Source organism: Mycolicibacterium hodleri (assembly GCF_025822245.1).
GTDB lineage: Bacteria > Actinomycetota > Actinomycetes > Mycobacteriales > Mycobacteriaceae > Mycobacterium > Mycobacterium hodleri.
Genome location: NZ_JACKTL010000030.1, coordinates 104,482 through 128,796, shown reverse-complemented (window position 1 = coordinate 128,796; position 24,315 = coordinate 104,482). Strand labels below are relative to the sequence as shown.

Below are 24,315 nucleotides of genomic sequence, written 5' to 3'. Positions count from 1 at the left end.
CGCTCCCGGCGGGCGCGGGCGGGCCGCTCGGGGGCGTCACCGGCGGGTGCGTCGGTCGCCTTGGCAGTCGGTTCGGCGGCGGCGGTGGCCGGCTCGGCGGCCGTTGCCGGGGCCGGAGCGGCCTTGGCAGCTGCACCGTTGGTGTCGCCACGGTGCTCGCGAATGGCCGCGATCAGCTCGCTCTTGCGCATGCCCGACGAACCCTTGATGCCGAGCTGGCCGGCGAGCGCGCGCAGGTCGGGGAGCACCATCGCCGTCAGGGCGGTGGGGCGGTCGCCCGAGGCAACCACGGTCGTCGGCGCGGTGGCCGCAGCCGAAACCGCTTCCGAGATGGGTGAATTCACGGGAGGCAGGTCGACGCCGTCGTTGCTGCCTTCAGCCGTGATGAGGTCCGTATCAGACACGGATTTCCTTTCTTTCCCTCGCTGATCCGATTCTGCGAGGGTTCGTCGCACTCAGCTGATCCGCTAAATGCCGGCTACCGAATGCCTTATGTCCCACAATTGCCTGTGCGCAAACCATTGCGCGTGCAACGGTGATCGCCGGGATTCTCCGCCATGCGGGGAAACGTCAGCCACGAGAAGGATTGGTAGTCGTCCTAGTGTAGGCGCAGGCACAGAAGGTGCGATTGCTGGACGAAAGCGAGAATAACCCGCATCGTCGCTGGAAGCAAGAAACACCGTGATTCCCGTGTGGCGCCTGTCAACTAGTCGGTCGCGGTGGCGAGCGGGACGTCGCGTCCGACTGCTCGTGCAGTCGCCCAGCGAACACCCCGTCCAACCGAGATCTCCCCCACGGCGAAACCGTGGGCCACGCCGTACTCGACGGCTTCTGCCGGCAGCTCCGGCTCGGTACTGAACGCGATCACCGCAGGCCCGGCACCCGACAGCACCGCTGCCACCCCACAACGGCGCAAGATGCCGAGATATTCCGCCGACGCCGGCAGCGCCGCCGCCCGCTGCGGTTGATGCAGGCGATCCTCGGTGGCCGCCATCAGCAGGTCGGGACGTTCGGTGAGGGCCACCACCATCAGCGCGGCCCGGCTCAGGTTGAACCGGGCGTCGGCGTGGCTGACGTGGCCGGGCAGCACCGCCCGCGTCTCCGCGGTCGAGGAGCGAATCTGGGGGACGGCGGGAAACAGGTGGACGTCCGGATGCAGCCGCAGCCGGGCCGCGGCGTACCGCGCCTGCGGCCCGTCGCCCTCGGTCCAGGACACCACGGCGCCGCCGAGAACGGCCGCCGACGCGTTGTCGGGATGACCTTCGAACTCCGACGACAGCTGGACCAGCTCGTCGTCCGACAACGTCGTCGAATCGCTTTGTGCGACAAGACCGTTGGCTGCCGCCAAGCCGCCGACCACGGCCGCGGCCGACGACCCGAGACCACGCGAGTGCGGAATGGCGTTGCGCGACCGGACGATCAGGCCGTCGGCGCGCACGCCCGCTGCCTCCAGACCTCGTTCGACGGCGCGCACCACCAGATGGGTGGAGTCCAGCGGGACCTGCCCCTCGCCCTCGCCTGCCACCTCCACCCACAGTCCGGATTCGGTTGTCTCGACGTAGATCTCGTCGTAGAGGTCCAACGCGAGACCAAGGCTGTCGAAGCCGGGACCGAGGTTGGCGCTGGAGGCGGCCACGACCGAGGTGGCCGCGAGCCCGGCGGAGAGCGTCTGCATCAGCGAGGTGCCATTCGTCCTAGGCCAGCCCGAGCTCGGCCGCGACGGCGACCGGGTCCACGGCGATGGCGGTGACGGGAGGCAGCTCCTTGAGCGCGGTGTCGGGGTCCTTCAGCCCGTTGCCGGTGACGGTGCACACGACGGTGGAACCCTTCTTCACCCAGCCGTCGTCGATCGACTTGAGCAGTCCGGCGATGCTGGCCGCCGACGCGGGCTCGACGAACACCCCTTCGCTGCGGGCGACGAGGTGGTACGCGGCGAGGATCTCCATGTCCGTCGCCGCCAGGAAGCGGCCGTTGGACTGCTGCTGGGCTTCGACGGCGGAGTCCCACGACGCCGGGGACCCGATCCGGATGGCGGTGGCGATGGTCTCCGGGTTGAGGACCGGCTCCCCCGACACCAGCGGTGCGGCGCCGGCGGCCTGGGTGCCGAGCATCTGCGGCAGCTTCTGCGCCAGCCCGTCGCGGTGGTACTCGGTGTAACCCTTCCAGTACGCGGTGATGTTGCCCGCGTTGCCGACCGGTAGGGCGTGCACGTCGGGAGCCTCGCCGAGGGCGTCGACGATCTCGAACGCCGCCGTCTTCTGCCCTTCGATCCGGTACGGGTTGACGGAGTTGACCAGCGACACCGTCGGGAAGTCGGCCGTCAACTTGCGGGCCAGTTCCAGGCAGTCGTCGAAGTTGCCGTCGATCTGAATGATCTTGGCGCCGTGCATGACCGCCTGGGCAAGCTTGCCCATCGCGATCTTGCCCTGCGGGATCAGCACGGCGCAGGTGATGCCCGCGCGTGCGGCGTAGGCCGCAGCCGAGGCCGAGGTGTTGCCGGTCGACGCGCACAGCACGGCCTTCTGGCCGCGGGCCACCGCCTCGGTGACGGCCATCGTCATGCCGCGGTCCTTGAACGAACCGGTCGGGTTGAGCCCCTCGACCTTCAGGTACACCGTGCACCCGGTCATCTCGGAGAGCTGCTTGGCGTCGATGAGCGGCGTGCCACCCTCGAGCAGGGTGATCGGAGTCCAGCCGTCCTCGACGGGAAGCCGGTCACGGTAGGCGTTGATCAGCCCCGGCCACGGTTGGTGGACCGGACTGTGCGCGGGACTCATTCGTTGGTTCCTTCCAGCCTCAGCACGCTGTTGATGTTCGACACCACGTCGAGATCGGCAAGGGCGTCGACCGTTTCCGAGAGCGCGGCGTCGGTCGCCCGGTGCGTGACGACCACGATGCGGGCCCCGCACCGCTGACCACCCTCGTCGACCATGCCCTCCTGGCGGACCTCGGCGATGCTGACCTCGCGCTTGCCGAACTCCGCGGCGACCGAGGACAACACGCCTGGCCGGTCGGCGACGTTCATGCTGACGTAGTAGCGGGTGGGGATGAAACCGATGGGCGCGATGGGCAATTCGGCGTACTTGGACTCGCGCGGCCCGCGTCCACCCTGAACCCGGTTGCGGGCGGCCATGACGAGGTCGCCCATCACCGCCGACGCCGTGGGCGCGCCACCGGCACCCTGGCCGTAGAACATCAGCCGGCCGGCGGCCTCCGCCTCGACGACGACGGCGTTGAACGCCCCGCTGACCGAGGCCAGCGGATGCTGCAGCGGCACCAGCGCGGGGTACACCCGTGCCGAAACGCGTTGCTGGCCTTCGTCGTTGATGATTCGCTCGCAGATGGCCAGCAGTTTGATCGTGCAGCCCAGCGCCCGGGCGGACTCGAAGTCGGCCGAGCTGACCTTGGTGATGCCCTCGCGGTAGACGTCGTCGGCGGTCACCCGGGTGTGGAACGCGATCGACGCGAGGATGGCGGCCTTGGCCGCGGCGTCGAAGCCCTCGACGTCGGCCGTCGGATCGGCCTCGGCGTAGCCAAGGGCGCTCGCGTCGGCCAGGGCCGAGGCGTAGTCCGCGCCCGTCTCGTCCATCGCCGAGAGGATGTAGTTGGTGGTGCCGTTGACGATTCCCGCGACGCGCAGCACGGTGTCGCCGGCCAGCGACTGGGTCAGCGGCCGGATCACGGGGATGGCGCCGGCCACGGCGGCCTCGAAGTACAGGTCGGCGTGGGCGGCTTCGGCGGCCTGGGCCAGCTCGCCCGTCGAGACGGCCATCAATGCCTTGTTGGCAGTGACCACCGACTTGCCCCGCTCCAGCGCGGCGAGGATCGCCTTGCGTGCGGGCTCGACGGGACCCATGAGTTCGACGACGATGTCGACGTCGTCACGGGAGACCAGCGCGTCGACGTCGTCGGTGAGCAATCCGACTGGCACGCCGCGGTCGTCGGCCACCCGCCGGACGCCGATGCCCCGCAATTCCAGCGGTGCACCTATCCGGGCGGCGAGGTCGGGTGCGCTGGCCTCGATGATGCGCACCACCTCGCTGCCGACGTTGCCCAGCCCCAATACCGCCACACCGACCGGCTTTACGCCGTTGTCGTTCACCATTAGTCAACTACCTCCAAGCTCAAGAGATCCTGCACCGTCTCGCGGCGCAGGATCAGACGCGACACTCCGTCACGCACCGCCACCACGGCCGGACGGCCGAGCAGGTTGTACCGGCTCGACATCGAATAGCAGTACGCCCCGGTGGCGGCGACCCCGATCAGGTCGCCGGGCGTGACGTCGTCGGACACCCAGGTGTCGCGGACGACGATGTCACCGCTCTCGCAGTGCTTTCCGACGATGCGGGTCAGGGCGGGTGCCCCGTCGCTGGCCCGCGACACCAGGCGGGCGTCGTATTCGGCTCCGTACAGCGAGGTCCGGATGTTGTCGCTCATCCCGCCGTCGACGCTGACGTAGCGGCGGTGTCCGGTCTGACTGACGGCGACGTCCTTGACGGTGCCCACCTCGTAGAGCGTGATGGTGCCGGGGCCGGCGATGGCGCGGCCCGGTTCCACCACGAGCTTCGGTGCGGGCAGGCCCACGGCCGCCGATTCGTTGACGACGATGGCCCCGATCTTGGCGGCCAGGTCCTCCATGGGTGGCGGGTCGTCCTGCGGCAGATACGAGATGCCCAGTCCCCCACCGAGGTCGACGATGGACATCTGCGCGGTCTTCTCGACGCCGAATTCCTTCACCACGTCGGCGAGCAAGCCGATGACGCGGTGGGCGGCCAGCTCGAAACCGGCGACGTCGAAGATCTGGGAGCCGATGTGGCTGTGCAGGCCGACGAGGCGAAGGTGGTCGGCGGCGAACACCCGGCGGATCGCGTCCATCGCCGCGCCGCTGGCCAGCGAGAGGCCGAACTTCTGGTCCTCGTGGGCGGTGGAGATGAACTCGTGGGTGTGCGCCTCGACGCCCACGGTGACGCGGACCAGGACGTCCTGCACCACCCCGGCCTCGCCGGCGATGGCGTCGAGCCGCTCGATCTCGGTCAGCGAGTCCAGGACGACGTGGCCGACGCGCGCGTCCACCGCCATGGCGAGCTCGGCGACCGATTTGTTGTTGCCGTGCAGCGCAATGCGTTCCGGCGGGAAGTCGGCGTTCAGCGCGACGGCGAGCTCACCGCCGCTGCAGACGTCCAGCGACAGTCCTTCTTCGTCGATCCACCGCGCGATCTCGGTGCAGAGGAACGCCTTCGCGGCGTAGCGGACGTGCTCGCCGTCGCCGAACGCGGCGGCGATGTCGCGGCAGCGGGACCGGAAGTCGTCCTCGTCTATGACGAACAGCGGCGTGCCGTAGTCGGCGGCCAACCGGGTGACGGGCACGCCGGCGACGGACACTTCACCGTCGGCGTTGCGAACGGCGTTGCGTGGCCATACGTTTGGCGCCAGCGCGAGAAGCTCGTCGGTGGTCTGCGGGCATGCGGGCGCATTGCCGTGGCGGGTGTCCTCGGCGTGGCGGGGACCAGCGGGATGGGCCATCACATGCGCTCCGGTGCGCTCACGCCCAGGATCTGCAGCCCGTTGGCGATCACCTGGCGGGTGGCCTGACACAGGGCGAGCCGCGCTGCGTGCAGATCGGTCGGCTCCTCGTCGCCCTGGGGCAACACCCGGCAGGAGTCGTAGAAGCGGTGGTAGTCGCCCGCGAGGTCTTCGAGGTAGCGGCACACCCGGTGCGGTTCCCGCAGCGACGCCGCGGTCTTCAGCACGCGCGGGAAGTCGCCGATGCTGCGCATCAGCGTGCCCTCGCGGTCGTGGGACAGCAGGTCGAGGTGCGCGGTGCTGGCGGCGAGGCCGAGGTCGGCGGCGCTGCGCGCCAGCGCGGACAGCCGGGCGTGCGCGTATTGCACGTAGTAGACCGGGTTTTCACTCGACGCGCTCGACCACAGGGCGAGGTCGATGTCGATGGGGGTGTCCACGGAGCTGCGGATCAGCACGTACCGGGCGGCGTCCACGCCGATGGCCTCGACGAGGTCGTCGAGGGTGATGACGGTGCCGGCGCGCTTGCTCATCCGCATGGGCTGGCCGTCGCGCACCAGGTTGACCATCTGCCCGATGAGCACCTCGACGGTGGCCGGGTCGTCGCCGAGGGCGGCCGCGGCGGCCTTCAGCCGGGAGATGTAGCCGTGGTGGTCGGCGCCGAGCATGTAGATGCAGAGGTCGAAGCCGCGTTGGCGCTTGTCCAGGTAGTAGGCGAGGTCGCCGGCGACGTAGGCCGGGTTGCCGTCGCTCTTGATGACGACGCGGTCCTTGTCGTCGCCGAAGTCGGTGGTGCGCAACCAGGTTGCGCCGTCCTTCTCGTAGATGTTGCCGGTCTCGCGGAGCTTGGCGATGGCTTGGTCGACCCGGCCGGAGGTGTGCATCGAGTCTTCGTGGGTGTAGATGTCGAAGTCGGTGCCGAAGTCGTGCAGCGACTTCTTGATGTGGGTGAACATCAGGTCGACGCCGATCGACCGGAAGGTCTCCAGGATCTGGTCGGCGGGCCGGCTCAGCACGTCGGGCTCGGCGGCGACGACCTGCTGGGCGATCTCGGCGATGTAGCCCCCGGCGTAGCCGTCCTCGGGGGTGGGCTCGCCCTTGGCCGACGCGATGAGCGACTTGGCGAACCGGTCGATCTGCGTGCCGTGGTCGTTGAAGTAGTACTCCCGCACGACCTCGGCGCCCTGGGTGGAGAGCAGCCGACCCAACGCGTCGCCGACCGCGGCCCAGCGGGTGCCGCCGATGTGGATCGGGCCGGTGGGGTTGGCGGAGACGAACTCGAGGTTGACCTTCTCGCCGGCGAGTTCGCCGGAGTTGCCGTAGGCGCCGCCTGCGGCGAGGACGTTCTCGACCACCACGCCCTGGGCGGAGGCCTCGATGCGCAGGTTGACGAAGCCGGGTCCGGCGACGTCGGCGCCGGCGATGCCGTCGGTGCCCACGAGCGCCTCGGCCAGCCAGCCGGCCAGCTCGCGGGGGTTGACGCCGACCTTCTTGGCCACCTGAAGGGAGAGGTTGGTGGCGTAGTCGCCGTGCTCGGGGTTGCGGGGGCGCTCCACGACGACCGTCTCCGGCAGGGCGGCGGCGTCGAGCCCATGCTCGGCCAGGACCGCCGCGGCGGTGGTCTTGAGCAGCTCGGCCAGATCGGCTGGGGTCACGAGGGACCATCCTATGGTCTGGGGTGGTTTCTCCCCGAATCGTTTACTCGCAGCTGGTTGGTCACCGAGGCGGCGGGGCTGCCGCCACCCAGGCGGCACTTGACCCGTCGCGCATGCGTTAGGCTGTGCAAGCCCAATCGGCGCTGCTGGTTCAGCATGCGCCCCCGTAGCTCAGGGGATAGAGCGTCCGCCTCCGGAGCGGAAGGCCGCAGGTTCGAATCCTGCCGGGGGCACCAGGTCAAATGGCATCAACGACCATTGGCCGCCAAGTCCACGGTATGTGTACCGCCAGCTCTTCCTCCGTATCACTACTCGTCCATCAGCCGACTGCGGTTGGACCGGCCGACGGACACGACCCGTCATTCCACTATTGACATGTCATTACTGGCATGTGAGCCTGGAGTGGACCGACGACCACCCGGGGAGCAATCCATGCCGACACTTCCGTGGGCCACACCGAGGCCGCGCCCAGCCCTCACCGCCAACCCGACCGTGATGGCCTCCAAGTTCCAGTTGCGAGACCGCCGCGACGTGCCCGCCTTCTTCGTCGCCGCCTTGAGGATTCGCCGCCAGATGCTGAATTCACCTGGTGCCCTCGGCGTTTCGCTGATCGCAAAGCCCCTCAAGGGCACCTTCTTCACCCTCTCCGCCTGGGAGAGCCGCGAGCACCTGGAGGCGGCTGTCGTCGGCCACCCCCACGTCGAGACGATGAAGCGCTTCGCCCCACGCACGGCGCAATCGCTGTTCGCGTTCTGGACGCCTGGGACCGACAGTCGCCCGACGTGGCGGGAGGCCCATCGCCGACTCGACGAGGAAGCCGCCAAGGCCCAGCACTGACCGCCGCCTCACCCAACTTCACAGAAATGGTGTTGTGATGTGATGTTTGGTGATACTTTCGCGTGACAGGCGAGAGCACGGAAGGGGTGAGAGCAGTGGTGCAGTCAACGAAGATCAGCGGCCACGTCCACCGGAGATCCGAGATCGTGGCGTTCGTGAAGTCCCGCGGCGGCGCACGGATCGACGAGCTGGCGGACCGATTCGGCGTCAGCACCATGACCATTCACCGCGACCTGGACCAGCTCGACGCTCAGGGCATGCTCCGCAAGGTCCGCTCCGGCGCCGAGGCACCCCCCAGCGAGGCGTTCGAGCGCAGCGTCGAGATGCGCCGCGCCCTCAACGTCACCGAGAAGGACGCTGTCGCCCGCGCCGGGTACCAGTGGGCCCTGCAGCGCGTCGACATGCAAGCCGTCGCCGTCGACGACAGCACCACGGCCCTGCACGTCCTGCCCGCCCTGCGCGCACACCTGCCACTGACCGTGGTCACCAACTTCCTGCCCGCCATCAACGAGCTGGCCACCGACCCCGAGGTCCGGCTCAACGCCGTCGGCGGCGACTACGTGCCCGACTTCTCCTCCTTCGTCGGCCCGCAGTCGGTCCGCACGCTGCGCGACATGCACTACGACGTCCTGTTCATGTCGGTGCCCGCCGTCTCCCGCGGGATGTGCTTTCACCCGTCGAGCGCCGCCGCCGACCTCAAGCGCGCCTTCATCGAAAGCGCCGAGCTGAGCGTGCTGCTCGTCGACCACACCAAGTTCACCCGCCGGGCCGTGCACCGCATCTGCGACGTCGAGGAGTTCGACGCCGTCGTGGTCGACGACGGACTGGAGCCCGACGAGGTCCAACGACTGGAGGACTCCGGCGCCAACGTCGTGGTGGCCGTTCGGTCAAGCACGGCAACCATTTCCGACGAGGTACTGCCATGAACTCCCCACTGGTCGTCGCCGTGGACTGCTCGACCACGGCCGCCAAGGCCGTCGTCGTCGACCGCACCGGGCGGGTCGTCGGCGAGGGTTCCCACGCCCTCGCCACCGCCAGCCCGGCCCCCCACTGGTTCGAGCAGAACGCCCCCGACTGGTGGACGGCCACCGATCACGCGGTGCGCCAAGCACTCACCCACGTCGACGACCGGGAGTCCGTCGCCGCGATCTGCGTGACCCACCAACGCGAGAGCTTCGTCTGCCTCGACGCCGACGGCCAGCCCCTGCGGCCGGCGATCCTCTGGATGGACGGCCGCGCGCACGCCGAGGCGCGGCGCTACGGCACCGACCGCGTCGAGCTGCTCTGCGGCAAGCCCGCCGACATCACCCCCGGCCTCTACAAGCTGCTCTGGCTACGCGACCACGAGCCCGAAACCCTCTCTTGCAGCGCCCACGTCGCCGACGTGCACACCTATCTGGTGCACGCCATGACCGGACGCTGGACGTCGAGCACCGCCTCGGTCGACCCGCTCGCGCTGCTGGACCAGGCGACCGGCGACTACGCCGACGAACTGCTCGAACTCGCCGGGCTGCGCCGCGACCAGCTTCCCGACCTGGTGCCCACCGGCACGTCGCTGGGACCGCTGCGCCCCGAGGTCGCCGACGGGTGGGGCCTTTCCCACGGCGTCTCGGTGATCGCCGGCACCGGCGACGGCCAAACCGCCGGGCTCGGCCTCGGCGTCACCGATCCGGGCAGCGCCTACCTGGTCCTGGGTACCGCCGTGGTGATCGGCAGCGAGACCACCGCGTACCTGCCGGCCCGGGCCTACCGGTCGATGATCTCGGCGATGCCGGGGCAGACCACCGTCGAGACGTTCAGCTCGTCGGGCACCTACCTGTCGACGTGGTTCCGCCAGCAGTTCGGCGACCCGGACCTGGCCGGCGCGCCGGATCCCGCGCTCGAACGCGACGCCGCCGCGCTGCCCGTCGGCAGTGAACGGTTGCTGACCCTGCCCTACTGGAACGCCGCGCAGACCCCGCACTGGGACAGCCAGGCGTCGGGGGTGACGCTGGGCTGGCAGGGCTGCCACACCCGCGCGCATTTCTACCGGTCGTTGCTCGAGGGCATCGCGTTCGAATTGCGCATGCAGCTCGACGGTTTGGAGGCCGCGCGCGGCGAACGCGTCGAGGTTTTGCGTGCCATGGGCGGCGGGGCGCGCAGCGCGCTGTGGACGCAGATCCTCGCCGACGTCTTCGACCGGCCGCTGGAGGTCCGCGCCGCCGGTGAGGTCAGCGCACTCGGCGCGGCCGCGATCGCGCTAACCGCCATCGGTGAATACGCCTCACTGCCCGACGCGGCGGCCGCGCTGGCCAGCACCGACGCCGTCGTCGAACCCCGGCCGTGGGCCGCCGCGGCCTATGCCGACCTGCGGTCGATCTACGAACGCCTCTACTCGAACACCAAAGACCTGCTTCACGACCTGCACGACCTATCACTAGGAGACCAACGATGAGAGCGGCCATGTTCTACGGGCCAGGGGACCTACGGTTGGAGGACGTCGCGTCCACCGAACCCGCACCGGGTGAGGTGCTGGTCGAGGTCCGGGCCGCCGCGACCTGTGGCACCGACCTGAAGTCCTACCGGCGCGGGCACCCGAAGCTGTTCCCCACCCTGCCAGCGCGTTTCGGCCACGAATTCGCCGGCGTCATCACCGCTGTCGGGGACGGCGTCGACCAGTTCGCCGTCGGCGACCGCGTGACCGCCGCCAACACCGTGCCGTGCGGGCACTGCTGGGCGTGCGTCCGCAACCGCGAGAGTCTCTGCGAGAACCTCGAATTCCTCAACGGTGCGTTCGCCGAGGAGGTGGTGATACCCGCCGCGATCGTGGCCCGCAACACCTACAAGCTGCCCGACGACCTCGACTTCGCCGACGCCGCCCCGCTGGAACCACTGGCCACCGTCGTGCACGGAATGGCCGAGACCGGAATCGAATTGGGCGACACCGTGGTGGTTCACGGCGCGGGTCCCATCGGCCTGATGTTCGTGCGGCTCTCCACGCTGCGCGGCGCCAACGTCATCTCCGTCGACCAGTCCCCCTGGCGCCTCGAGCAGGCCAAGCTCGCCGGTGCCGTCGACGTGATCGACCTGTCCGACGTGCCGGACTTCGAGGACCGCGTCGCGCTGATCAAGTCCCGGACGCCGCACGGACGCGGCGCCGACGTCGGCATCGAAGCGGTCGGTCTGCCTCAGGTGTGGGAGCAGACCGTGCGCACGCTGCGCCCGGGTGCGACCGCCGTGTTGTTCGGCGGGACGCCCAAGGGCGCACCGTTCTCCGTCGACTCGAGTGCCATGCACTACGAGGAGTACACGCTCAAGGGCGTCTTCCACCACACCCCGAACTACGTGCGCACGGCCGTCGAATTGCTGGCGAGCCGCAAGGTCGACGGGTCGATGCTCGTCACCGAACGCCGACCGCTCGACCAATTGGTGCCGAGTCTGGAGGACATGGCGGCCGGCCGCGGTTCGAAGTACATCCTCGAGCCATGAGCCTTCGTCTGGAGTCCGAACGCCGGCAGGTCGTCGAATCCTGCCTGTCCCTCAGCCGCTCGGGCCTGGTGGTCGGCACGGCGGGCAATGTCTCGATCCGGGTCGACGACCTGGTCGTCATCTCACCCAGCGGCGTCGACTACGAGGCGATGACACCGGGCGACGTCGGCATCCACGACCTGGACGGTCGGCCGGTCGACGCGGTGCTGCAGCCGTCGAGCGAGCTGGCTCTGCACCTGGCCGTGTACCGGGAGACGAGCCACACCGCCGTGGTGCACACCCACGGCCCGGCGTCGACCGCACTGTCGACCGTGGTCGACGAAGTGCCGGCGTCGCACTACTATTCGGCCCTCTTCGGCGGTGCGGTCCGAGTGGCGCCGTACGCCACGTTCGGCACCGCCCAGCTGGCCGACAACGTCACCGCGGCGCTGCGCGACCGCACGGCCGCCCTGATGGGCAACCACGGTGCCGTCCTGGTCGGGGCGGCCCTGCCCAAGGTGCTGAGCATGGTGGCGTACCTGGAGTACGTGTGCGACGTACAGCTGCGTGCGATGGCCAGCGGCGCCCCGGTGCGGGTGCTCTCCGAGGAGGAGATCGCCGAGGTCGGCCGCCGACTCGCCGGCTACGGACAGGAGTCCACGTCCACCTAGCCCAGGGTCACCGCCCGCAAACGTTCGTGCGTCCCCGCGTACGGATCCGATTGCGGCAGCAGCGACTTGGCGATCTTGGTCACGGCGCTGTAGTTGACGTCGACGACGTTGGCCAGCGGAGACTGACACAGCTGGCTGCACACCTGATAGGCGTCCATCGGGCCGAGGCGGTACATCTCGGTCAACCAGCGCACCATCTCGACTTGCGAACAGCGCCAGGCGTCTTCGAGCGGACGTGCGGAGCCTACGGTCAGCAGGGCGTCGTCGTGCTCGAGTCGGGGCCACGCCGGTGCGCCGCCCTTGATCAGGTCGACGACGATCGTCACGTTCATCGCACCCTCGAGTGCGGTGCCGCACGTCTCGCCCTCGCCCTGCCGGTAGTGACCGTCGCCGACGGAGAACAGCGCACCGTCGACGTTGACGCCGAGGTACACCGTCGTCCCGGCCCGCAGTTCCGGGGTGTCCATGTTGCCCCCGAAGTAGTCGGGCACCAGCGTGGTGCGTACCTCGCGCAGCGCGGGTGCGACGCCGACGGTGCCCAGCATCGGCGCCAGCGGCATCGTCATGGTGAAGTCGGATTCGTGGGCGACGAACGTGGCTTCCCCTGCGGCCCGGTCGATCTGGTAGATCCACGTCAGCTCTGGCAGCGGGGGTTGCAGGCCGGCGGTCCGGTCGGTTCCGGTCAGGGCGCCGAACAGCGGGATGGTGGTGGACGCCGCCCAGTCACGCGCCGGTTCCAGCGACACCACGTGCAGGGCGAGGGTGTCACCCGGCTCGGCGCCGGTGACGTAGAACGGACCGGTCTGCGGGTTGAGCTCCTTCGGGTTGAGCACCTCGCTGGGCTTGTCGGCGCTGGAGGTGACGCGACCCGCGAAGGCGTCCTCGGTCCACAGCTTGAGCACGGTCCCCGGCGCCACCTCCATCACCGGTTGGGCTCCCCCGAACGTCCAGACGTATTGCTCCGGGGTCGGCGTGAATTCAACGACGGCCATGCGCAGCTCCTACGAACGGTCGAGCAGAACGCGGGCGCGCGATGCGAGGGAGCATCACCGCGAAGCCCGCGGCGATGACGAACCACAGAATGGCCTGCGTCACGAGGGAGTCGATCCTGAACTCGCTCAACACCTCTGCGGGAAACCCGGTGAACGCGACGTCCCCGGCGGGCCCCGTCATGGGTCCTGGGACCTCGTGGAAGGACGGCATGAGTGCCATGACCGTCGCCACCGCCACCAGGTAGCCGGCCGTCGCGGCGATCCCGGACTGCCAGCCACCGAGGCGAGGAGCCGACCGTAGGCCGGCGGCCACGGCGGCCGTGGCCAGCGCCACCGACGAGACGACGATCGCCAGGTAGGCGGTGGTCCGGTCGCCGATGGTGTCCTCGAGACCGACGCCGGGCGGGTTCGGCGGGTAGGTCAGCGACGGGATCACGGTGGTCGACACGAATGCGGCGACGGCGAGCAGGACCGCCGCCGTCCGGGGGTCGACGGCCATTCCGTGCCGGCGCAGCACGGCCAGAAGGACGCTGAACGCCACCGCGAACAGCGCGCCCATCACCGCGCCGAACACCAGGGTGCCCACGCCCGCGCCGACGTTTTCCTGCAGCGCCCTGGTGAAGACTTCGTGCGCGTGGCCGTGGTCACCGGTCAGGGCCGACTCGGCATGGGCGCGACCCTCCTCGTAGCCGATGGCCTGGTCGATCAGCGGCGAGATCTGGAGGCGTGCGTAGGCGAAGGACGCCAGCCCGGCGACCACCCCCGACGCCACCCCGAGGCCGATGTACTTCTTCTCCATGTCGAATCCCGTTCAGTGGCAGGGGAAGCCGAGCAGATGCCGGGCGTCGTGGACGAACTCGTGGACGTGGGTGTCGGCGCCGAACACCGACACCGCCCCCTGGTCGTAGCCGAGGAAGTAGTAGGCGATCAGGGCGAGCACCGTCGTTCCGGTGAGCCATAGCGCCGTGCCGACCACCGTGCTGTCCGGGGCCTCGACGGCGCCGCTCCAGCGTGCCGCCGACTCGTGGGAAGCAGTCATCTCGCGGATCCTCCTGAGTGAGATAGTTCCATCACGCAACTATTGCGCGTAGCGGCGAGTCTTGGGCAGCCTGCGGTCCGCGTCAACCCGAAACCCGCTGAAGCCGTCGCCCGAAACGAGTTCTTAACAAGCGCCCGTGGCTCCTGTAAACCCTGCGTTACGAGCTGGCCGTAGGGATTGCGAACCGCCACCGGGGTCGGTTTAGTTGTTCAGTGGAAGTATTTCCATCATGAACTAAAGATCGGAGACGACCGACATGCACGGTCCACACGACGTCGGAGGCCGCGACGGTCTCGGCCCCATCGCCACGGAGTTCCTCGAGCCAGGCATACCCGACTGGCGCTACCCGTTCGAGGGCCGGATGCACGCGGTCACCGCGATGGCCATCGCGAAGGGCGCGTTCAACCTCGACGAACAGCGCCACGGCATCGAGCTGATGCGATGGAGCGACTACACCGACTCCACCTACTACGCGCACTGGCTGTTCTCGGTGGAGAAGCTGCTCAACGACAAGGGGTACATCACCCACGACGAGATCGACACGCGGATGGCCGAACTCGGGCCGCCGAGCATGACGCCGCACCCCGAGAAGCCGGCCACTCTGTCCCCCTTCGCCGAGAAGATGGTCGACGTGCTCTGGAAGGGCACCCCGCACGATCTGCCCGCCGAGGCACCGCCGGTCTACGACGTGGGCGCCACCGTGCGGGTGCGAAACATCCACGACACCAGCCACAACCGGCTGCCCGGGTATCTCAACCGCGCCACCGGCGTGATCGCCAAGCAGTACGGCGCGTTCCACGACCCCGCAGCCAGTGCCCACCAGCAGACCGAGGTGCCACACCAGCTCTACATGGTCCGGTTCACCTCGACCGAACTGTGGGGCGACGCCGCCGTCGAGGAATTCGACCTGTACGCCGACCTGTTCGAGGACTACCTCGAACCCGCCAATTGACCCCACCACCAACCGAAGACGAGGAGAACCGACGATGGACTGGCTTTCACTAACCGACGTAGAGGCGCGTGTGAACGCGCTGGAGTCACTGATGGTCGAGAAGGGCTTGGCCGAGCACGAGGCCGTCGACGCGGTCGTCGCGTCGTTCGAGAACGACATGGGGCCCGTCAACGGCGCGAAGGTCGTCGCCAGGGCGTGGACCGACCCGGAGTACAAGGAGTGGCTGCTGCGCGACGCGACCGCCGCCATCGCCGACATGGGCTTCACCGGACTGCAGACCGAGCACATGGTGGCCGTCGAGAACACCGCCGAACGCCACAACGTCGTCGTCTGCACGCTGTGTTCCTGCTATCCCTGGACCCTGCTCGGCATTCCGCCGGCGTGGTTCAAGTACCCGCAGTACCGCGCGAGGGTGGTCAAGGAACCCCGAAGCGTCCTGGCCGAATTCGGCGTCGAGCTGCCCGACGACGTCAAGATCGACGTCTGGGACAGCAGCGCCGAGATCCGGTACCTGGTGATCCCGCAACGTCCCGAGGGCACCGACGGCATGACGGTCGACGACCTGATGCCGTTGATCAGTCGCGACTCCATGGTCGGCACCGCGCTGGTCGGGACGGGGGCCTAGATGACCACCGCCACGATCGACCTCACCGGCTTCGACGACTGGCACGGCGCCTCGGCGCTTCCACGGTCGAACGGCGAACTGGTCTTCGACGCGCCATGGCAGGGGCGGCTGTTCGGCCTCGTGGTGCACCTCTGCAAGGCGGGCGCCTTCGAGTGGGACGAATTCAAGGAGCACTTGATCGCGGTGATCGACGAGTCGGGACTGACCGACGTCTGCGATCCGGCGGTGTACTACCGCCAGTTCGGCGAGGCGTTCTGCCGACTGGCGGCCACCAAGCAGTTCTTCGACGCAACGGCGCTCGACGAGCGGACCGTGACCGAGGCGGCGCTGCTCGCGCACGACGACCACGACCACGACCACCCGCATCACCACTAGGAGCACCGACATGAGCAAGGCCACCGCGCTTTCCGTCAGCGTCGGAATCTTCGGCGCCCTGTCCACCTGGCTGACCGCAACCGTCTGGCTGCTTCCGGTCTGGGTGCTGTTCCTGGCGTGGGCGTCGTTCTTCTTCGTCGGATCCGGTCCCTCCGGCCTGGCGAAGTCCGTCGCCTGCAACTGGGCGGGCATCCTCATCGCCACGTGCACGCTGCTGGCCGTGAGCGCCACGTCCAGCGCCGTCCTGCTGGCCGTGGCGGTCGGAATCGGAAGTCTGACAATGGTTCAGGTGTCCCGGCTTCCGTGGCTGTCGGCCACCCCCGCGATCGTGTTCGGCTTCGCCATGACGGTCGGCACGATCGCCGCCACCGGAAACGGGATCCTCACCCCGGGGGTGTCCAACCCGGCACTGATCGCGGCCGTCACCGCGTTGGTGGGAGCCGCGTTCGGGATCGCGTCGGAGTGGGGAGCGTCCGTGATCGCCAAACTGGGCGGTGTTCGCATCGTCGAATCCGGGCAACCGGCGTGAGTTCGGCGTACCGCACCGGGGCCGGATATGCTGGCCGGAAACACAATTCGGAATGACGACGACCGCGTCAGGAGGAGGGGCCATGCCCACCACCACGAGCATGGACAGCGTCTCCGAGGTGCTGTTCCGAGTGGGACGCTGGTGGACCGAGGCGTTCTCGACCGGCTTGCTCGACGCCGACGTGAGCAGCGTCGAGGGCTGGCGGGTACTCGGGGTGCTGCGCGGCGGTGACGGATTCACCATGAGTGACATCGCCGCGGCGATGTCGGTGGCGCCGCCGACGCTGACGCGCATCGTGGACAAGTTGGTCGACGGTGGGTTCGTCCTTCGTCGCGTCGACGCCATGGATCGCCGCCGAGTGCTGGTGTACCTCTCCGCGAAGGGAAAGACGAAGGTGCGCAAGCTGACGCGACAGGAGGCGTCACTGAAGACCGCCCTGGTCGACGAGTTCGGCGAGGACACCGCCGGCCAGCTTCTCGCGACGCTCGCCCGGGTGTCGGAATTGCCGGTGTCCGGCCGCTGAGCGACGGTCGATTGCAACGTTTCACACCGCGAACACCCAGGAAATGCCGCGGTAACCGCGGGCATTCAAGATCGGTGCCACGCACGAGTGGACGGAGGTGGACGTGTACGGCCAAGTCCCCGTCGGCCCGTCACGTGACACTCTCGACGTCGCCCTCGTGGTCCCCCAAAGTGGGCCTGCCGGCATCTACGGGCCGTCCTGTGAGGCGTGCGCCGAACTCGCCATCGCCGACGTCAACTCACGTGCGGGTCTGCTCGGGCGTCGCATCCGACTGATCCCGGTGGACGGCAGCCGGGCGCCGTCAGCCGTGGCGGCGGAGATCGCCGCACTGATCGAACTCGGTGCCGTCGACGCGGTCACCGGGTGGCACATCTCGCCGGTGCGGCAGGCCGTGGCGAGAGTCACCGCCAACCGGGTGCCCTACGTCTACGGCCCGCTCTACGAAGGCGGCGAGCGCACACCCGGACTGTTCCTCACCGGCGAGACGCCGTCGCGACAACTCCTGCCCGCGATGGACTGGATGAACACGGAGTACGGGGTCGACCGTTGGGTCGTCATCGGCAACGACTACGTCTGGCCGCGCGAGACGGGCACGGCCGCGCGGCTGCATGCACGGTCCCGCGGTCGCCCCCTGGTCGGAGAGCTGTACCTCCCGTTGGGCACGTCCGACTTCAGCGCGGCCATCCGACACGTCGAGACCACCGGCGCCTCGGGCGTGCTGCTGCTGCTGGTCGGCGGCGACGGGGTCGAGTTCAACCGGCAGTTTGCCGCGGCCGGCATGGCGACCGCGGTGCCCCGACTCAGCCCGCACGTCGAAGAGAACATGCTGATGGCCAGCGGATCGGAGAGCAACGACGGACTGTTCGCCTCCGCGGGCTACTTCGAGGCGCTCAACACCGCGGCGAGCATGGACTTCGCCGGGCGCTACTACGCCCGCTTCGGACCCGCCGCGCCCGCCTTGAACAGCATCGGCGAGTCCTGCTACGAGGCGCTGACCTTGCTGATCACTCTGGCCACCAGGGCCGGGTCACTGGCGATTCCCGAGCTCAATCTGGCCGCCGAGAACCTGACCTACGTCAGCCCCCGGGGCGAGGTCACCATGCGCGGCAATCAGATGTCGCAGGACATCTACGTCGCCGAAGCCGTGGGAATGGACTTCGAGGTCCGTCAGCGGATCTCCGCCGCGTAGCACTCGACACACGTTCGTGCACTTTTGGCAAATCAATGGCGGGATGATTTGACTTCGTAAAGTTGTTTGCCACGTCGCCAGTCTGACGCCGTTTAACCGGATTATCGCGATCTGACCAGTTCAAGATCCATTGCAGAGTATTTGGTGCTGCCGAGTATCACTCACCGATGGTAAGTTCTAGCAATCGTCACGGAAATCGGGGCGAAAGTATGGTTTACATCCGGAGGATCGCCGTGGCACTGCTTCCGCTGACATCCGTGGGGAACGCCGACGTCTCGCCGACCGGCACCGCCTACGCCACCCGCGCGCTGATGACCCGAGCAATCAGCGCCGTCGGGCGCCGCGGGGCGTTCCTCCGCCGCGCCGGGACCCGGCTGCCGCTGATCAGCCAGGTGAGCGACCGTCGATACGAGAAGCGACTGTCTCAGCACGCCGGCCACCTGCCCCTCCCCTCGGCGGCTCAGCTCGACGTGCTTGCCGAGCTGAACGACGCCGGCGTCGCCGTGCGCCCCGCCGAGCTCCCCGCCGACGTGGTCGACTCCGCGGACGGCCTCGTCACACTGCTGCGCCGCAAGGGCGTCGACGCGCCGTGCGTGAAGGCCACGCCGCGCGAGCTTGCCGTCGACCCCACCCTGTTCACGTGGGGGCTCTCCGACCACCTGCTCGACCTTGCCGAATGCCACATCGGATTGCCCGTGCGCTATCTCGGCATGGAGGTCAAGCGCGAACTGGTCCGGTCGGCGTCCGGCGGCAACCACGAGGTCGTGCGGCGCTGGCACCTCGACCACGAGGATCGACGAATCTTCAAGGTCATCGTCTACCTCAGCGACGTGGACGCCGGCGCCGGGCCCTTCGGCTACATCCACCAGTCCCACAGCTCGAAGATCCGCGGGTCGCGCCGCCTCGACGTGCGGGGCGTGCCCGACGACGACATGCACGCCATGGTGCCGCGTCACGAATGGGCGCAGGTCACCGGTCCACGGATGACGGCCGTTCTGGTCGACACCGGGCAGGTGTTCCATCGTGTCTTCCCACCGACCGACACCGAGCGGTATTCGGTGACGTTCGCCTACTCCAGCAGGTCGCCGTATTACGCGTACTCGCGGTTGATGCTGCCGCGCCGCGCCGTCGACCAGCTGCGGGAACGCCTTTCGCCGCGACAGTGGGACGCACTCTGCGTCGGTCGGGGCCGGCGGGCCGGCGTCGCCTGAGCTGGCGCGTCAGGCAAAGTCCTTGGCGACGTCGGCAACTCGGCGCAACTGGTCAACGTCCGTGCTCGTCGGGATGAGGTGGATCTCGTCGGTCCCGATGGCCTCGAAGGCGCGAAGCACGTCGCGCAGGTCGTCCTCGTTCCCCGCCCATCCCGTCGTCGGCGCCATCGCGTCGACGAACTCGGCGGGAATCCAGTTCATGTAGCGCCTCAGGTGCCGGTGCATCTGTGCGCGGGGCTCGTCGCCCTCCCCCATGGCGAACCAAAACGACGTCGCCAGATGGGGTTTCGGCTTGCCAGCGTCACGCCAGGCGGCCCGCGCGACGTCGAACAACTCGTTCTGCGCCGCGACGTCGAGATCGAGGGTCGTCCCCGCCATCCCGCCTGCCCACGTCGCCGCGCTGCGAACGGTCTTGGGGCCGATGGTTCCGACCAACAGCGGAGGGCCGCCGGGCTGCACGGGTGAGGGACCCACGGGCAGCACCGATTCGGTGACCTTGTCCCCGGCCCAGACGCGCTTCATGATCTCGACGCGCTCGGCCATGCCGCGCATCGTCTGGGTCTCCATGTCCGCGCCGACGGCGTCGTAATCCTCTTTGCGGCCGCCGACGCCGATGCCGACGGTCAGCCGTCCGCCGCTGAGCATGTCGCCGGTGGCGAGGCCCTTCGCGAGCATGACGGGGTCGTGCAGTTGCGGCACGACGACCGTCGTGACCAGGCGGACCCGATTGGTCCACGCGGCCACCGCCCCCAGCAACGTCAACGAGTCGGGGTTGCCGAAGGCGATGCGCTCACCCCAGCACAAGGAGCTGAACGGACCCTCGTCGACGATGCGAGCCCATTGCTCGAGCACGGCGCCGTCGACGTCGGGTTCCATCACCGGCAGCGTCATTCCAATGTGCACGACCGGATTCTGGCACGCCGACGGGCGTCGACGTTGCAGACTTCAGCGAGTGAGCCCGGCCACCGTCAGCAGCTGGGGACGGCGAAGCACCATGCCGACCCACATCAGCACGCCGAGGTAGACGGCGAACAGGGTGGCGCTGAACAGCGGCGCCTCGATCCGCATGTTGGCGGTGACGGCCCCGCCGAGATACGCCGTGATCCCGAGCGCCCCGAGCACCGCGGTGCGCGGGATCGCGTAGAGCACGACGCACACCGTCAGCACCACGCCCATGACGAACGCCTGACCGGCCGGAAAGCCCAGCGCCTCGGTGCCTTCCTTGACCTGCTGGATGCCCGCCAGCTTGCCGACGGCGTCGAATGTCAGGAAGGCCCCGACCAGCACACTGATCACGACGCCGACCTTGGCGCCGAGCCGGGACGTGGTGGTGGAAGTGACGGCGGTGGTGGTGTCGACGTTCGTGTTCACGGAAGGGCCCCTCGGTTGTCGATGTGTTCGGTACCGGGGCAGACCGTGCCGGGCGAGGAAACTCATCGGTCGCGGTGGGCCGGGGGTTATCCCCCACGAAGGTCGTGGGAAAACGCCATACCCGCGGGGCGTCGCGACTCCCTAGGTTGAAGGCATGGTTGCAACGACCCTCGACATGCCACTCCCCCGCCAGGACGACGACGCCACCGCCACCGTCCGCCGCATCGGCGTGGTGCCGTCGGCCTCGATGCTGACCGGCGCCGCGCTGGGCGTCGTCTGGTTCTGGATTCCCCTGACGGTCGCCGTGATCGCCATCTCGTCGATACCGTCGGTCGTCGGATTCGCCGCCGCCGGCGTCGTATTCGTCTATCTCGTCCGCGGAGTCGACCGGGTGGAACGCATCCGCAGCGAGGCGGTGTTCGGCTTCGGCATCCCGGTTCCCCCGCGCCGCACCTCGCCGTACGACGGCTTTCAGCGGTGGGCCCACCAACTGTGGCTCGACGTCAGCAGCGCCCGGTTCTGGAAGGTCGTCGCGCACCACTATCTACGGCTGGTCTACGACCTCCTCGCATCGGGTATTGCCTTGGCGCTGTTGGCGTTCGCCATCGCCGGCCCGGCGATCGTGACGGCGGTCCACCGCAGCGACGTCGACGCCAACCTCTGGTTGCCCTCCGCGCCGTTGGCCTGGGTGCTCGCGGTCGTCGCGTTGGTCGCCGCGGTCGCCATCGTCGTCTTCGCCCCGGTCGTCGACGCTGCCGTCGACCGCTGGCTCTTGCCCCCGTCGGCGACTGCCGCACTTCAGCACGAGGTCAGTGCGCTCACCGACGCTCGCCGCGGCGCGGTGTCCTCGGCGCAGACCGAACGCCACCGCATCGAGCGCGACCTGCACGACAGCGTGCAGCCCAGATTGGTGTCCCTGGCCATGACGATCGGTCTCGCCCAGACCAAGCTCGACACCGACCTGCCTCAGGCCAAGAAACTCATCGGCGAGGCGCACGACGACGCCAAGAGCGCACTGGTCGAACTGCGCAACGTGGTCCGCGGCATCGCGCCGACCATCCTGCCCGACCGCGGCCTGGACGCCGCGCTGTCCTCGGTGGTGCAGCGCATCGAAACCTCGGGCGTTCCAACGACGTTGAACGTCGACCTGCCGAGGCGTCTTCCCGACGAGGTGGAGGCGTGCGCGTACTTCGTCGTCGCCGAGGCGCTGACCAACGTGGCCAAACACGCACGGGCCACCCAGGCGGTCGTCACGGTCCGGTTGGACGAGGCAAGCGACGCGCTCTTCGTGTCGGTCTACGACGACGGCGTGGGCGGTGCGACGGCCACCGCCGACGACGACGCGACGGGTCTGCGTGGCCTGGGCGAGCGGGTCGCGGCGGCGCGCGGCACGTTCGAGGTGTCCAGCCCGGTGACGGGATCCACCATCGTGACGGCGGTGCTGCCATGCGGATCGTAATCGCCGAGGACTCCGCGCTGCTGCGGGCGGGCATCGAACGCATCCTGACCGACGCCGGGCATCAGGTGGTGGCCGGAGTGTCCGACGCGACTGACCTGCTGCGCCTCGTCAACGAGCTGCGACCCGACCTCGCGATCCTCGACGTCCGCATGCCGCCGACGTTCACCGACGAGGGCATCCGCGCCGCGGCGCTGCTGCGCAGCCAGAACCCCGAGTCGCCGGTACTGGTCCTGTCGCACTACGTCGAGGAGCGCTACGCGGCCGACCTGATCGCCTCGGACACCAGGGGTTTCGGTTACCTGCTCAAGGACCGCGTCGCCGACGTGCCGTCGTTCCTCGACACGGTCGCCGTCGTGGGCGGTGGCGGCACGGTGCTCGACCCCGAGGTGGTGTCGCAGATCCTCGTCCGGTCGCGCCAGCGCTCCACGCTCGACTCGCTCACCCCGCGCGAACTCGAGGTGCTGCAACTGATGGCGGAGGGACGGGCCAACTCCGCCATCGCCGCCTCGCTGCACGTCTCGGTGGGCTCGGCCGAGAAGCACATCGCCTCGATCTTCACGAAGCTGAACCTGACGCCAGACGAGAGCGAGAACCGACGCGTCCTCGCCGTTCTCCGCTATCTCGAATCCTGAACCACTGAAAGGCCTTTCGCCATGACGACCATCGCTCCCCCGTCCGCTCCGCCGCCACTCACCCCCGGCAACCGCACCGCGTTGCGCGCCCTGCTGGTCATCGCCGCCTCGGTGCTGGTCGTCGGGTGCGTCGTGGCCCTCGTCGCGGCGGCCTTCGGAATCGCCTCACTACGGGTGACCACCGACGGCAAGGACCTGCCCGGCAACATGCGCTCACTGGTGGTCGACGCGTCCGACGTCTCCGTCCACGTGACGTCCGACCCGGACGCCGCCACCGCCCGCGCCGACCTTCGCACGGTGGGCTCCTCGCGGGGCGCCCGACCCAGCCTCGACGTGACCTCCGATGCCCGCGAGACACGCGTCCGCGTCACCCCCGGCTCGGCCCACGTGGTCGACGTCGGCGGTCCGAGCGATCTGACGATCACCCTGCCACCGGCGTTGGCGGCCACCCTCTCGGTCAGCACCCGGCAGGACGACGGCACGCTGACCGTCGACGCCAACCTCGACAGGCTGGTAGCTCGCAGCGCCGACGGCGACGTCGTCCTCAACGGTGCCGTGCACGTCGTGGACGTCACCGCGCGCGACGGCGACGTGGTCTCCCGACGGCCGGTGTCGGTCACAGAGTCCTTCACCGTCGAGGCCGTCGACGGCGACGTCGCGGTGGCGTTCGCCGACCCCGCCCCGCGCAGGGTCGCCGCCACGACCAGGAGCGGTGACGTCGCGATCACGCTTCCGGCGCCGGGGCCCTATCTCGTCCGCACCCGTTCCGGCGACGCCACGTCCGTCGACGTCCCGGAGACGACCGACCCGGCGCGGGCCGCGTCGGAGGTGACGGTGCGGTCCGACGACGGAAGCGTCTCCGTCGACGCCCGCCGTTAACCGGACACATTGGAATGGCCACTTGCAGCGTGCTGCAAGTGGCCATTGCGGTGAAGTGGATCAGCACACCAGGTCGACGTGCATCGTCTTGGCGAGCACGGTGAGCGCCGGTGACGAGCCGCCCCGCGAGTCGAAGGTCGAGTAGGTCTGACCCGGCTGCACCCCCGTCACCGTGCAGGACGAGAGTTGGCCGGTGCCAACGCGGTTGACGATGACGTGGTACCCGTCGGCCTCCAGCGTCCGCACCACGTCCTCGGCCCGCGACGGACCACTGGGCGCGGCGGTGGCGACGCCGGCGGACACGAGGACGGCAGCGGTGGCGACGGCGGCGGCGAAAAGCGTTGTGCGGTAGGACTTCATGGTCGGTCTCCCTCGGTGGCCGGGAGCCCGACGCTCCCGATGCCACTAC

Annotated in this window: 27 protein-coding genes and 1 tRNA gene; 16 read left to right on the top strand and 12 right to left on the bottom strand. The window is 68.9% G+C overall.

What is annotated here, in order from left to right; translation table 11 throughout:
• From H7J06_RS12445 to argS, 6 genes are all read right to left on the bottom strand, one after another.
• Positions 1-404, bottom strand: a 404-nt coding sequence (locus H7J06_RS12445; RefSeq protein WP_264039173.1) for a Rho termination factor N-terminal domain-containing protein, incomplete at its 3' end; no start/stop codon positions are given.
• A gap of 302 nt (positions 405-706) precedes the next feature.
• On the bottom strand, positions 707-1,678 hold the full coding sequence (gene thrB, locus H7J06_RS12440; RefSeq protein ID WP_264039183.1) for a homoserine kinase: 972 nt from the start codon (positions 1,676-1,678) through the stop codon (positions 707-709).
• Between the two features lie 16 nt (positions 1,679-1,694).
• The gene (thrC, locus tag H7J06_RS12435; protein WP_264039172.1) at positions 1,695-2,777 is read right to left on the bottom strand and encodes a threonine synthase; all 1,083 of its coding nucleotides are present in this window, start codon (positions 2,775-2,777) and stop codon (positions 1,695-1,697) included.
• Complete coding sequence (locus H7J06_RS12430) at positions 2,774-4,105, bottom strand: homoserine dehydrogenase (protein ID WP_264039170.1); 1,332 nt, start codon at positions 4,103-4,105, stop codon at positions 2,774-2,776. The genes thrC and H7J06_RS12430 overlap by 4 nt, the downstream gene beginning before the upstream one ends.
• Positions 4,105-5,526: a diaminopimelate decarboxylase gene (gene lysA, locus H7J06_RS12425; RefSeq protein ID WP_264039169.1), complete on the bottom strand. Its 1,422-nt coding sequence runs from the start codon at positions 5,524-5,526 to the stop codon at positions 4,105-4,107. Before lysA ends, H7J06_RS12430 begins: the two co-directional genes overlap by 1 nt.
• Positions 5,523-7,175, bottom strand: a complete 1,653-nt coding sequence (gene argS / locus H7J06_RS12420; RefSeq protein WP_264039168.1) for an arginine--tRNA ligase — start codon at positions 7,173-7,175, stop codon at positions 5,523-5,525. Before argS ends, lysA begins: the two co-directional genes overlap by 4 nt.
• Positions 7,176-7,335: 160 nt before the next feature.
• Here argS and H7J06_RS12415 point away from each other — a divergent pair.
• The 6 genes from H7J06_RS12415 to H7J06_RS12390 all read left to right on the top strand — a co-directional run bounded on the left by H7J06_RS12415 (position 7,336) and on the right by H7J06_RS12390 (position 12,130).
• Positions 7,336-7,411, top strand: a tRNA-Arg gene (locus tag H7J06_RS12415).
• A 196-nt stretch (positions 7,412-7,607) separates the two neighbouring features.
• Positions 7,608-8,012, top strand: coding sequence for a DUF3291 domain-containing protein (locus H7J06_RS12410; protein ID WP_264039167.1), 405 nt, complete (start codon positions 7,608-7,610; stop codon positions 8,010-8,012).
• Positions 8,013-8,107: 95 nt separating this feature from the next.
• Positions 8,108-8,938, top strand: coding sequence for a DeoR/GlpR family DNA-binding transcription regulator (locus H7J06_RS12405; RefSeq protein ID WP_264039166.1), 831 nt, complete (start codon positions 8,108-8,110; stop codon positions 8,936-8,938).
• Complete coding sequence (locus H7J06_RS12400; RefSeq protein WP_264039165.1) at positions 8,935-10,446, top strand: xylulokinase; 1,512 nt, start codon at positions 8,935-8,937, stop codon at positions 10,444-10,446. The genes H7J06_RS12405 and H7J06_RS12400 overlap by 4 nt, the downstream gene beginning before the upstream one ends.
• Positions 10,443-11,480, top strand: a complete 1,038-nt coding sequence (locus H7J06_RS12395; RefSeq protein ID WP_264039163.1) for a zinc-dependent alcohol dehydrogenase — start codon at positions 10,443-10,445, stop codon at positions 11,478-11,480. Before H7J06_RS12400 ends, H7J06_RS12395 begins: the two co-directional genes overlap by 4 nt.
• A complete protein-coding gene (locus tag H7J06_RS12390) occupies positions 11,477-12,130 on the top strand; it encodes a class II aldolase/adducin family protein (RefSeq protein WP_264039162.1) in 654 nt (217 codons plus the stop codon). The genes H7J06_RS12395 and H7J06_RS12390 overlap by 4 nt, the downstream gene beginning before the upstream one ends.
• On the opposite strand, the gene H7J06_RS12385 is transcribed toward H7J06_RS12390, so the two are convergent.
• Genes H7J06_RS12385 through H7J06_RS12375 form a run of 3 tightly spaced genes read right to left on the bottom strand, consistent with a single transcriptional unit; the run spans position 12,127 to position 14,161 of the window.
• Positions 12,127-13,122: an acetamidase/formamidase family protein gene (locus H7J06_RS12385; RefSeq protein WP_264039161.1), complete on the bottom strand. Its 996-nt coding sequence runs from the start codon at positions 13,120-13,122 to the stop codon at positions 12,127-12,129. The genes H7J06_RS12390 and H7J06_RS12385 overlap by 4 nt on opposite strands.
• Positions 13,109-13,921, bottom strand: coding sequence for a CbtA family protein (locus H7J06_RS12380; protein WP_264039160.1), 813 nt, complete (start codon positions 13,919-13,921; stop codon positions 13,109-13,111). The genes H7J06_RS12385 and H7J06_RS12380 overlap by 14 nt, the downstream gene beginning before the upstream one ends.
• A 12-nt stretch (positions 13,922-13,933) precedes the next feature.
• The gene (locus H7J06_RS12375; RefSeq protein WP_264039159.1) at positions 13,934-14,161 is read right to left on the bottom strand and encodes a CbtB domain-containing protein; all 228 of its coding nucleotides are present in this window, start codon (positions 14,159-14,161) and stop codon (positions 13,934-13,936) included.
• A gap of 256 nt (positions 14,162-14,417) precedes the next feature.
• Between H7J06_RS12375 and nthB the strand changes: the two genes are divergently transcribed.
• The 7 genes from nthB to H7J06_RS12340 all read left to right on the top strand — a co-directional run bounded on the left by nthB (position 14,418) and on the right by H7J06_RS12340 (position 19,565).
• Positions 14,418-15,113 (top strand): nitrile hydratase subunit beta, encoded by a 696-nt coding sequence (nthB, locus tag H7J06_RS12370; protein WP_264039158.1) that lies wholly within the window; start codon positions 14,418-14,420, stop codon positions 15,111-15,113.
• Positions 15,114-15,147: 34 nt separating this feature from the next.
• Positions 15,148-15,738: a nitrile hydratase subunit alpha gene (nthA, locus tag H7J06_RS12365; RefSeq protein WP_264039157.1), complete on the top strand. Its 591-nt coding sequence runs from the start codon at positions 15,148-15,150 to the stop codon at positions 15,736-15,738.
• A complete protein-coding gene (locus H7J06_RS12360) occupies positions 15,739-16,113 on the top strand; it encodes a nitrile hydratase accessory protein (protein ID WP_264039156.1) in 375 nt (124 codons plus the stop codon). It abuts the gene before it with no gap.
• Positions 16,114-16,123: 10 nt separating this feature from the next.
• The gene (locus H7J06_RS12355) at positions 16,124-16,642 is read left to right on the top strand and encodes a DUF1097 domain-containing protein (protein WP_264039154.1); all 519 of its coding nucleotides are present in this window, start codon (positions 16,124-16,126) and stop codon (positions 16,640-16,642) included.
• An 82-nt stretch (positions 16,643-16,724) separates the two neighbouring features.
• Positions 16,725-17,165 (top strand): MarR family winged helix-turn-helix transcriptional regulator, encoded by a 441-nt coding sequence (locus H7J06_RS12350; protein WP_264039153.1) that lies wholly within the window; start codon positions 16,725-16,727, stop codon positions 17,163-17,165.
• A gap of 103 nt (positions 17,166-17,268) precedes the next feature.
• Positions 17,269-18,354 (top strand): substrate-binding domain-containing protein, encoded by a 1,086-nt coding sequence (locus tag H7J06_RS12345; RefSeq protein ID WP_264039152.1) that lies wholly within the window; start codon positions 17,269-17,271, stop codon positions 18,352-18,354.
• 233 nt (positions 18,355-18,587) lie between these two features.
• Entirely contained in the window at positions 18,588-19,565 is a 978-nt protein-coding gene (locus H7J06_RS12340; protein ID WP_264039151.1) for a phytanoyl-CoA dioxygenase family protein, read from the top strand.
• Between the two features lie 9 nt (positions 19,566-19,574).
• Here H7J06_RS12340 and H7J06_RS12335 read toward each other — a convergent pair whose 3' ends face one another.
• Both H7J06_RS12335 and H7J06_RS12330 read right to left on the bottom strand, forming a co-directional pair.
• Positions 19,575-20,456 carry an LLM class flavin-dependent oxidoreductase gene (locus H7J06_RS12335; RefSeq protein ID WP_264039182.1) on the bottom strand — a complete coding sequence of 294 codons (882 nt, stop codon included), beginning with the start codon at positions 20,454-20,456 and terminating at the stop codon, positions 19,575-19,577.
• 54 nt (positions 20,457-20,510) lie between these two features.
• Positions 20,511-20,936 carry a DoxX family protein gene (locus H7J06_RS12330; protein WP_264039150.1) on the bottom strand — a complete coding sequence of 142 codons (426 nt, stop codon included), beginning with the start codon at positions 20,934-20,936 and terminating at the stop codon, positions 20,511-20,513.
• Between the two features lie 154 nt (positions 20,937-21,090).
• Here H7J06_RS12330 and H7J06_RS12325 point away from each other — a divergent pair, with 154 nt between their 5' ends.
• The 3 genes from H7J06_RS12325 to H7J06_RS12315 are packed head-to-tail and all read left to right on the top strand — an operon-like array spanning position 21,091 to position 23,906.
• The gene (locus tag H7J06_RS12325; protein ID WP_372515295.1) at positions 21,091-22,395 is read left to right on the top strand and encodes a sensor histidine kinase; all 1,305 of its coding nucleotides are present in this window, start codon (positions 21,091-21,093) and stop codon (positions 22,393-22,395) included.
• Positions 22,383-23,027, top strand: a complete 645-nt coding sequence (locus tag H7J06_RS12320) for a response regulator transcription factor (protein WP_264039149.1) — start codon at positions 22,383-22,385, stop codon at positions 23,025-23,027. The genes H7J06_RS12325 and H7J06_RS12320 overlap by 13 nt, the downstream gene beginning before the upstream one ends.
• Positions 23,028-23,048: 21 nt before the next feature.
• Complete coding sequence (locus H7J06_RS12315; protein WP_264039145.1) at positions 23,049-23,906, top strand: DUF4097 family beta strand repeat-containing protein; 858 nt, start codon at positions 23,049-23,051, stop codon at positions 23,904-23,906.
• Positions 23,907-23,966: 60 nt separating this feature from the next.
• Here H7J06_RS12315 and H7J06_RS12310 read toward each other — a convergent pair whose 3' ends face one another.
• On the bottom strand, positions 23,967-24,266 hold the full coding sequence (locus H7J06_RS12310) for a hypothetical protein (protein ID WP_264039144.1): 300 nt from the start codon (positions 24,264-24,266) through the stop codon (positions 23,967-23,969).
• Positions 24,267-24,315: the final 49 nt, after the last annotated feature.

What these genes read in the sequence shown, in the direction of transcription:
- H7J06_RS12350 (WP_264039153.1), top strand. Translation starts at nt 16,725, where the DNA reads ATGCCCACCACCACGAGCATGGACAGCGTCTCCGAGGTGCTGTTCCGA.
- nthB (WP_264039158.1), top strand. Translation starts at nt 14,418, where the DNA reads ATGCACGGTCCACACGACGTCGGAGGCCGCGACGGTCTCGGCCCCATC.
- H7J06_RS12430 (WP_264039170.1), bottom strand. Translation starts at nt 4,105, where the DNA reads ATGGTGAACGACAACGGCGTAAAGCCGGTCGGTGTGGCGGTATTGGGG.
- H7J06_RS12325 (WP_372515295.1), top strand. Translation starts at nt 21,091, where the DNA reads ATGGTTGCAACGACCCTCGACATGCCACTCCCCCGCCAGGACGACGAC.
- H7J06_RS12380 (WP_264039160.1), bottom strand. Translation starts at nt 13,921, where the DNA reads ATGGAGAAGAAGTACATCGGCCTCGGGGTGGCGTCGGGGGTGGTCGCC.
- H7J06_RS12410 (WP_264039167.1), top strand. Translation starts at nt 7,608, where the DNA reads ATGCCGACACTTCCGTGGGCCACACCGAGGCCGCGCCCAGCCCTCACC.
- H7J06_RS12390 (WP_264039162.1), top strand. Translation starts at nt 11,477, where the DNA reads ATGAGCCTTCGTCTGGAGTCCGAACGCCGGCAGGTCGTCGAATCCTGC.
- thrC (WP_264039172.1), bottom strand. Translation starts at nt 2,777, where the DNA reads ATGAGTCCCGCGCACAGTCCGGTCCACCAACCGTGGCCGGGGCTGATC.
- H7J06_RS12395 (WP_264039163.1), top strand. Translation starts at nt 10,443, where the DNA reads ATGAGAGCGGCCATGTTCTACGGGCCAGGGGACCTACGGTTGGAGGAC.
- H7J06_RS12355 (WP_264039154.1), top strand. Translation starts at nt 16,124, where the DNA reads ATGAGCAAGGCCACCGCGCTTTCCGTCAGCGTCGGAATCTTCGGCGCC.
- nthA (WP_264039157.1), top strand. Translation starts at nt 15,148, where the DNA reads ATGGACTGGCTTTCACTAACCGACGTAGAGGCGCGTGTGAACGCGCTG.
- H7J06_RS12335 (WP_264039182.1), bottom strand. Translation starts at nt 20,456, where the DNA reads ATGACGCTGCCGGTGATGGAACCCGACGTCGACGGCGCCGTGCTCGAG.
- H7J06_RS12360 (WP_264039156.1), top strand. Translation starts at nt 15,739, where the DNA reads ATGACCACCGCCACGATCGACCTCACCGGCTTCGACGACTGGCACGGC.
- H7J06_RS12320 (WP_264039149.1), top strand. Translation starts at nt 22,383, where the DNA reads ATGCGGATCGTAATCGCCGAGGACTCCGCGCTGCTGCGGGCGGGCATC.
- H7J06_RS12310 (WP_264039144.1), bottom strand. Translation starts at nt 24,266, where the DNA reads ATGAAGTCCTACCGCACAACGCTTTTCGCCGCCGCCGTCGCCACCGCT.
- H7J06_RS12400 (WP_264039165.1), top strand. Translation starts at nt 8,935, where the DNA reads ATGAACTCCCCACTGGTCGTCGCCGTGGACTGCTCGACCACGGCCGCC.
- H7J06_RS12385 (WP_264039161.1), bottom strand. Translation starts at nt 13,122, where the DNA reads ATGGCCGTCGTTGAATTCACGCCGACCCCGGAGCAATACGTCTGGACG.
- H7J06_RS12315 (WP_264039145.1), top strand. Translation starts at nt 23,049, where the DNA reads ATGACGACCATCGCTCCCCCGTCCGCTCCGCCGCCACTCACCCCCGGC.
- H7J06_RS12375 (WP_264039159.1), bottom strand. Translation starts at nt 14,161, where the DNA reads ATGACTGCTTCCCACGAGTCGGCGGCACGCTGGAGCGGCGCCGTCGAG.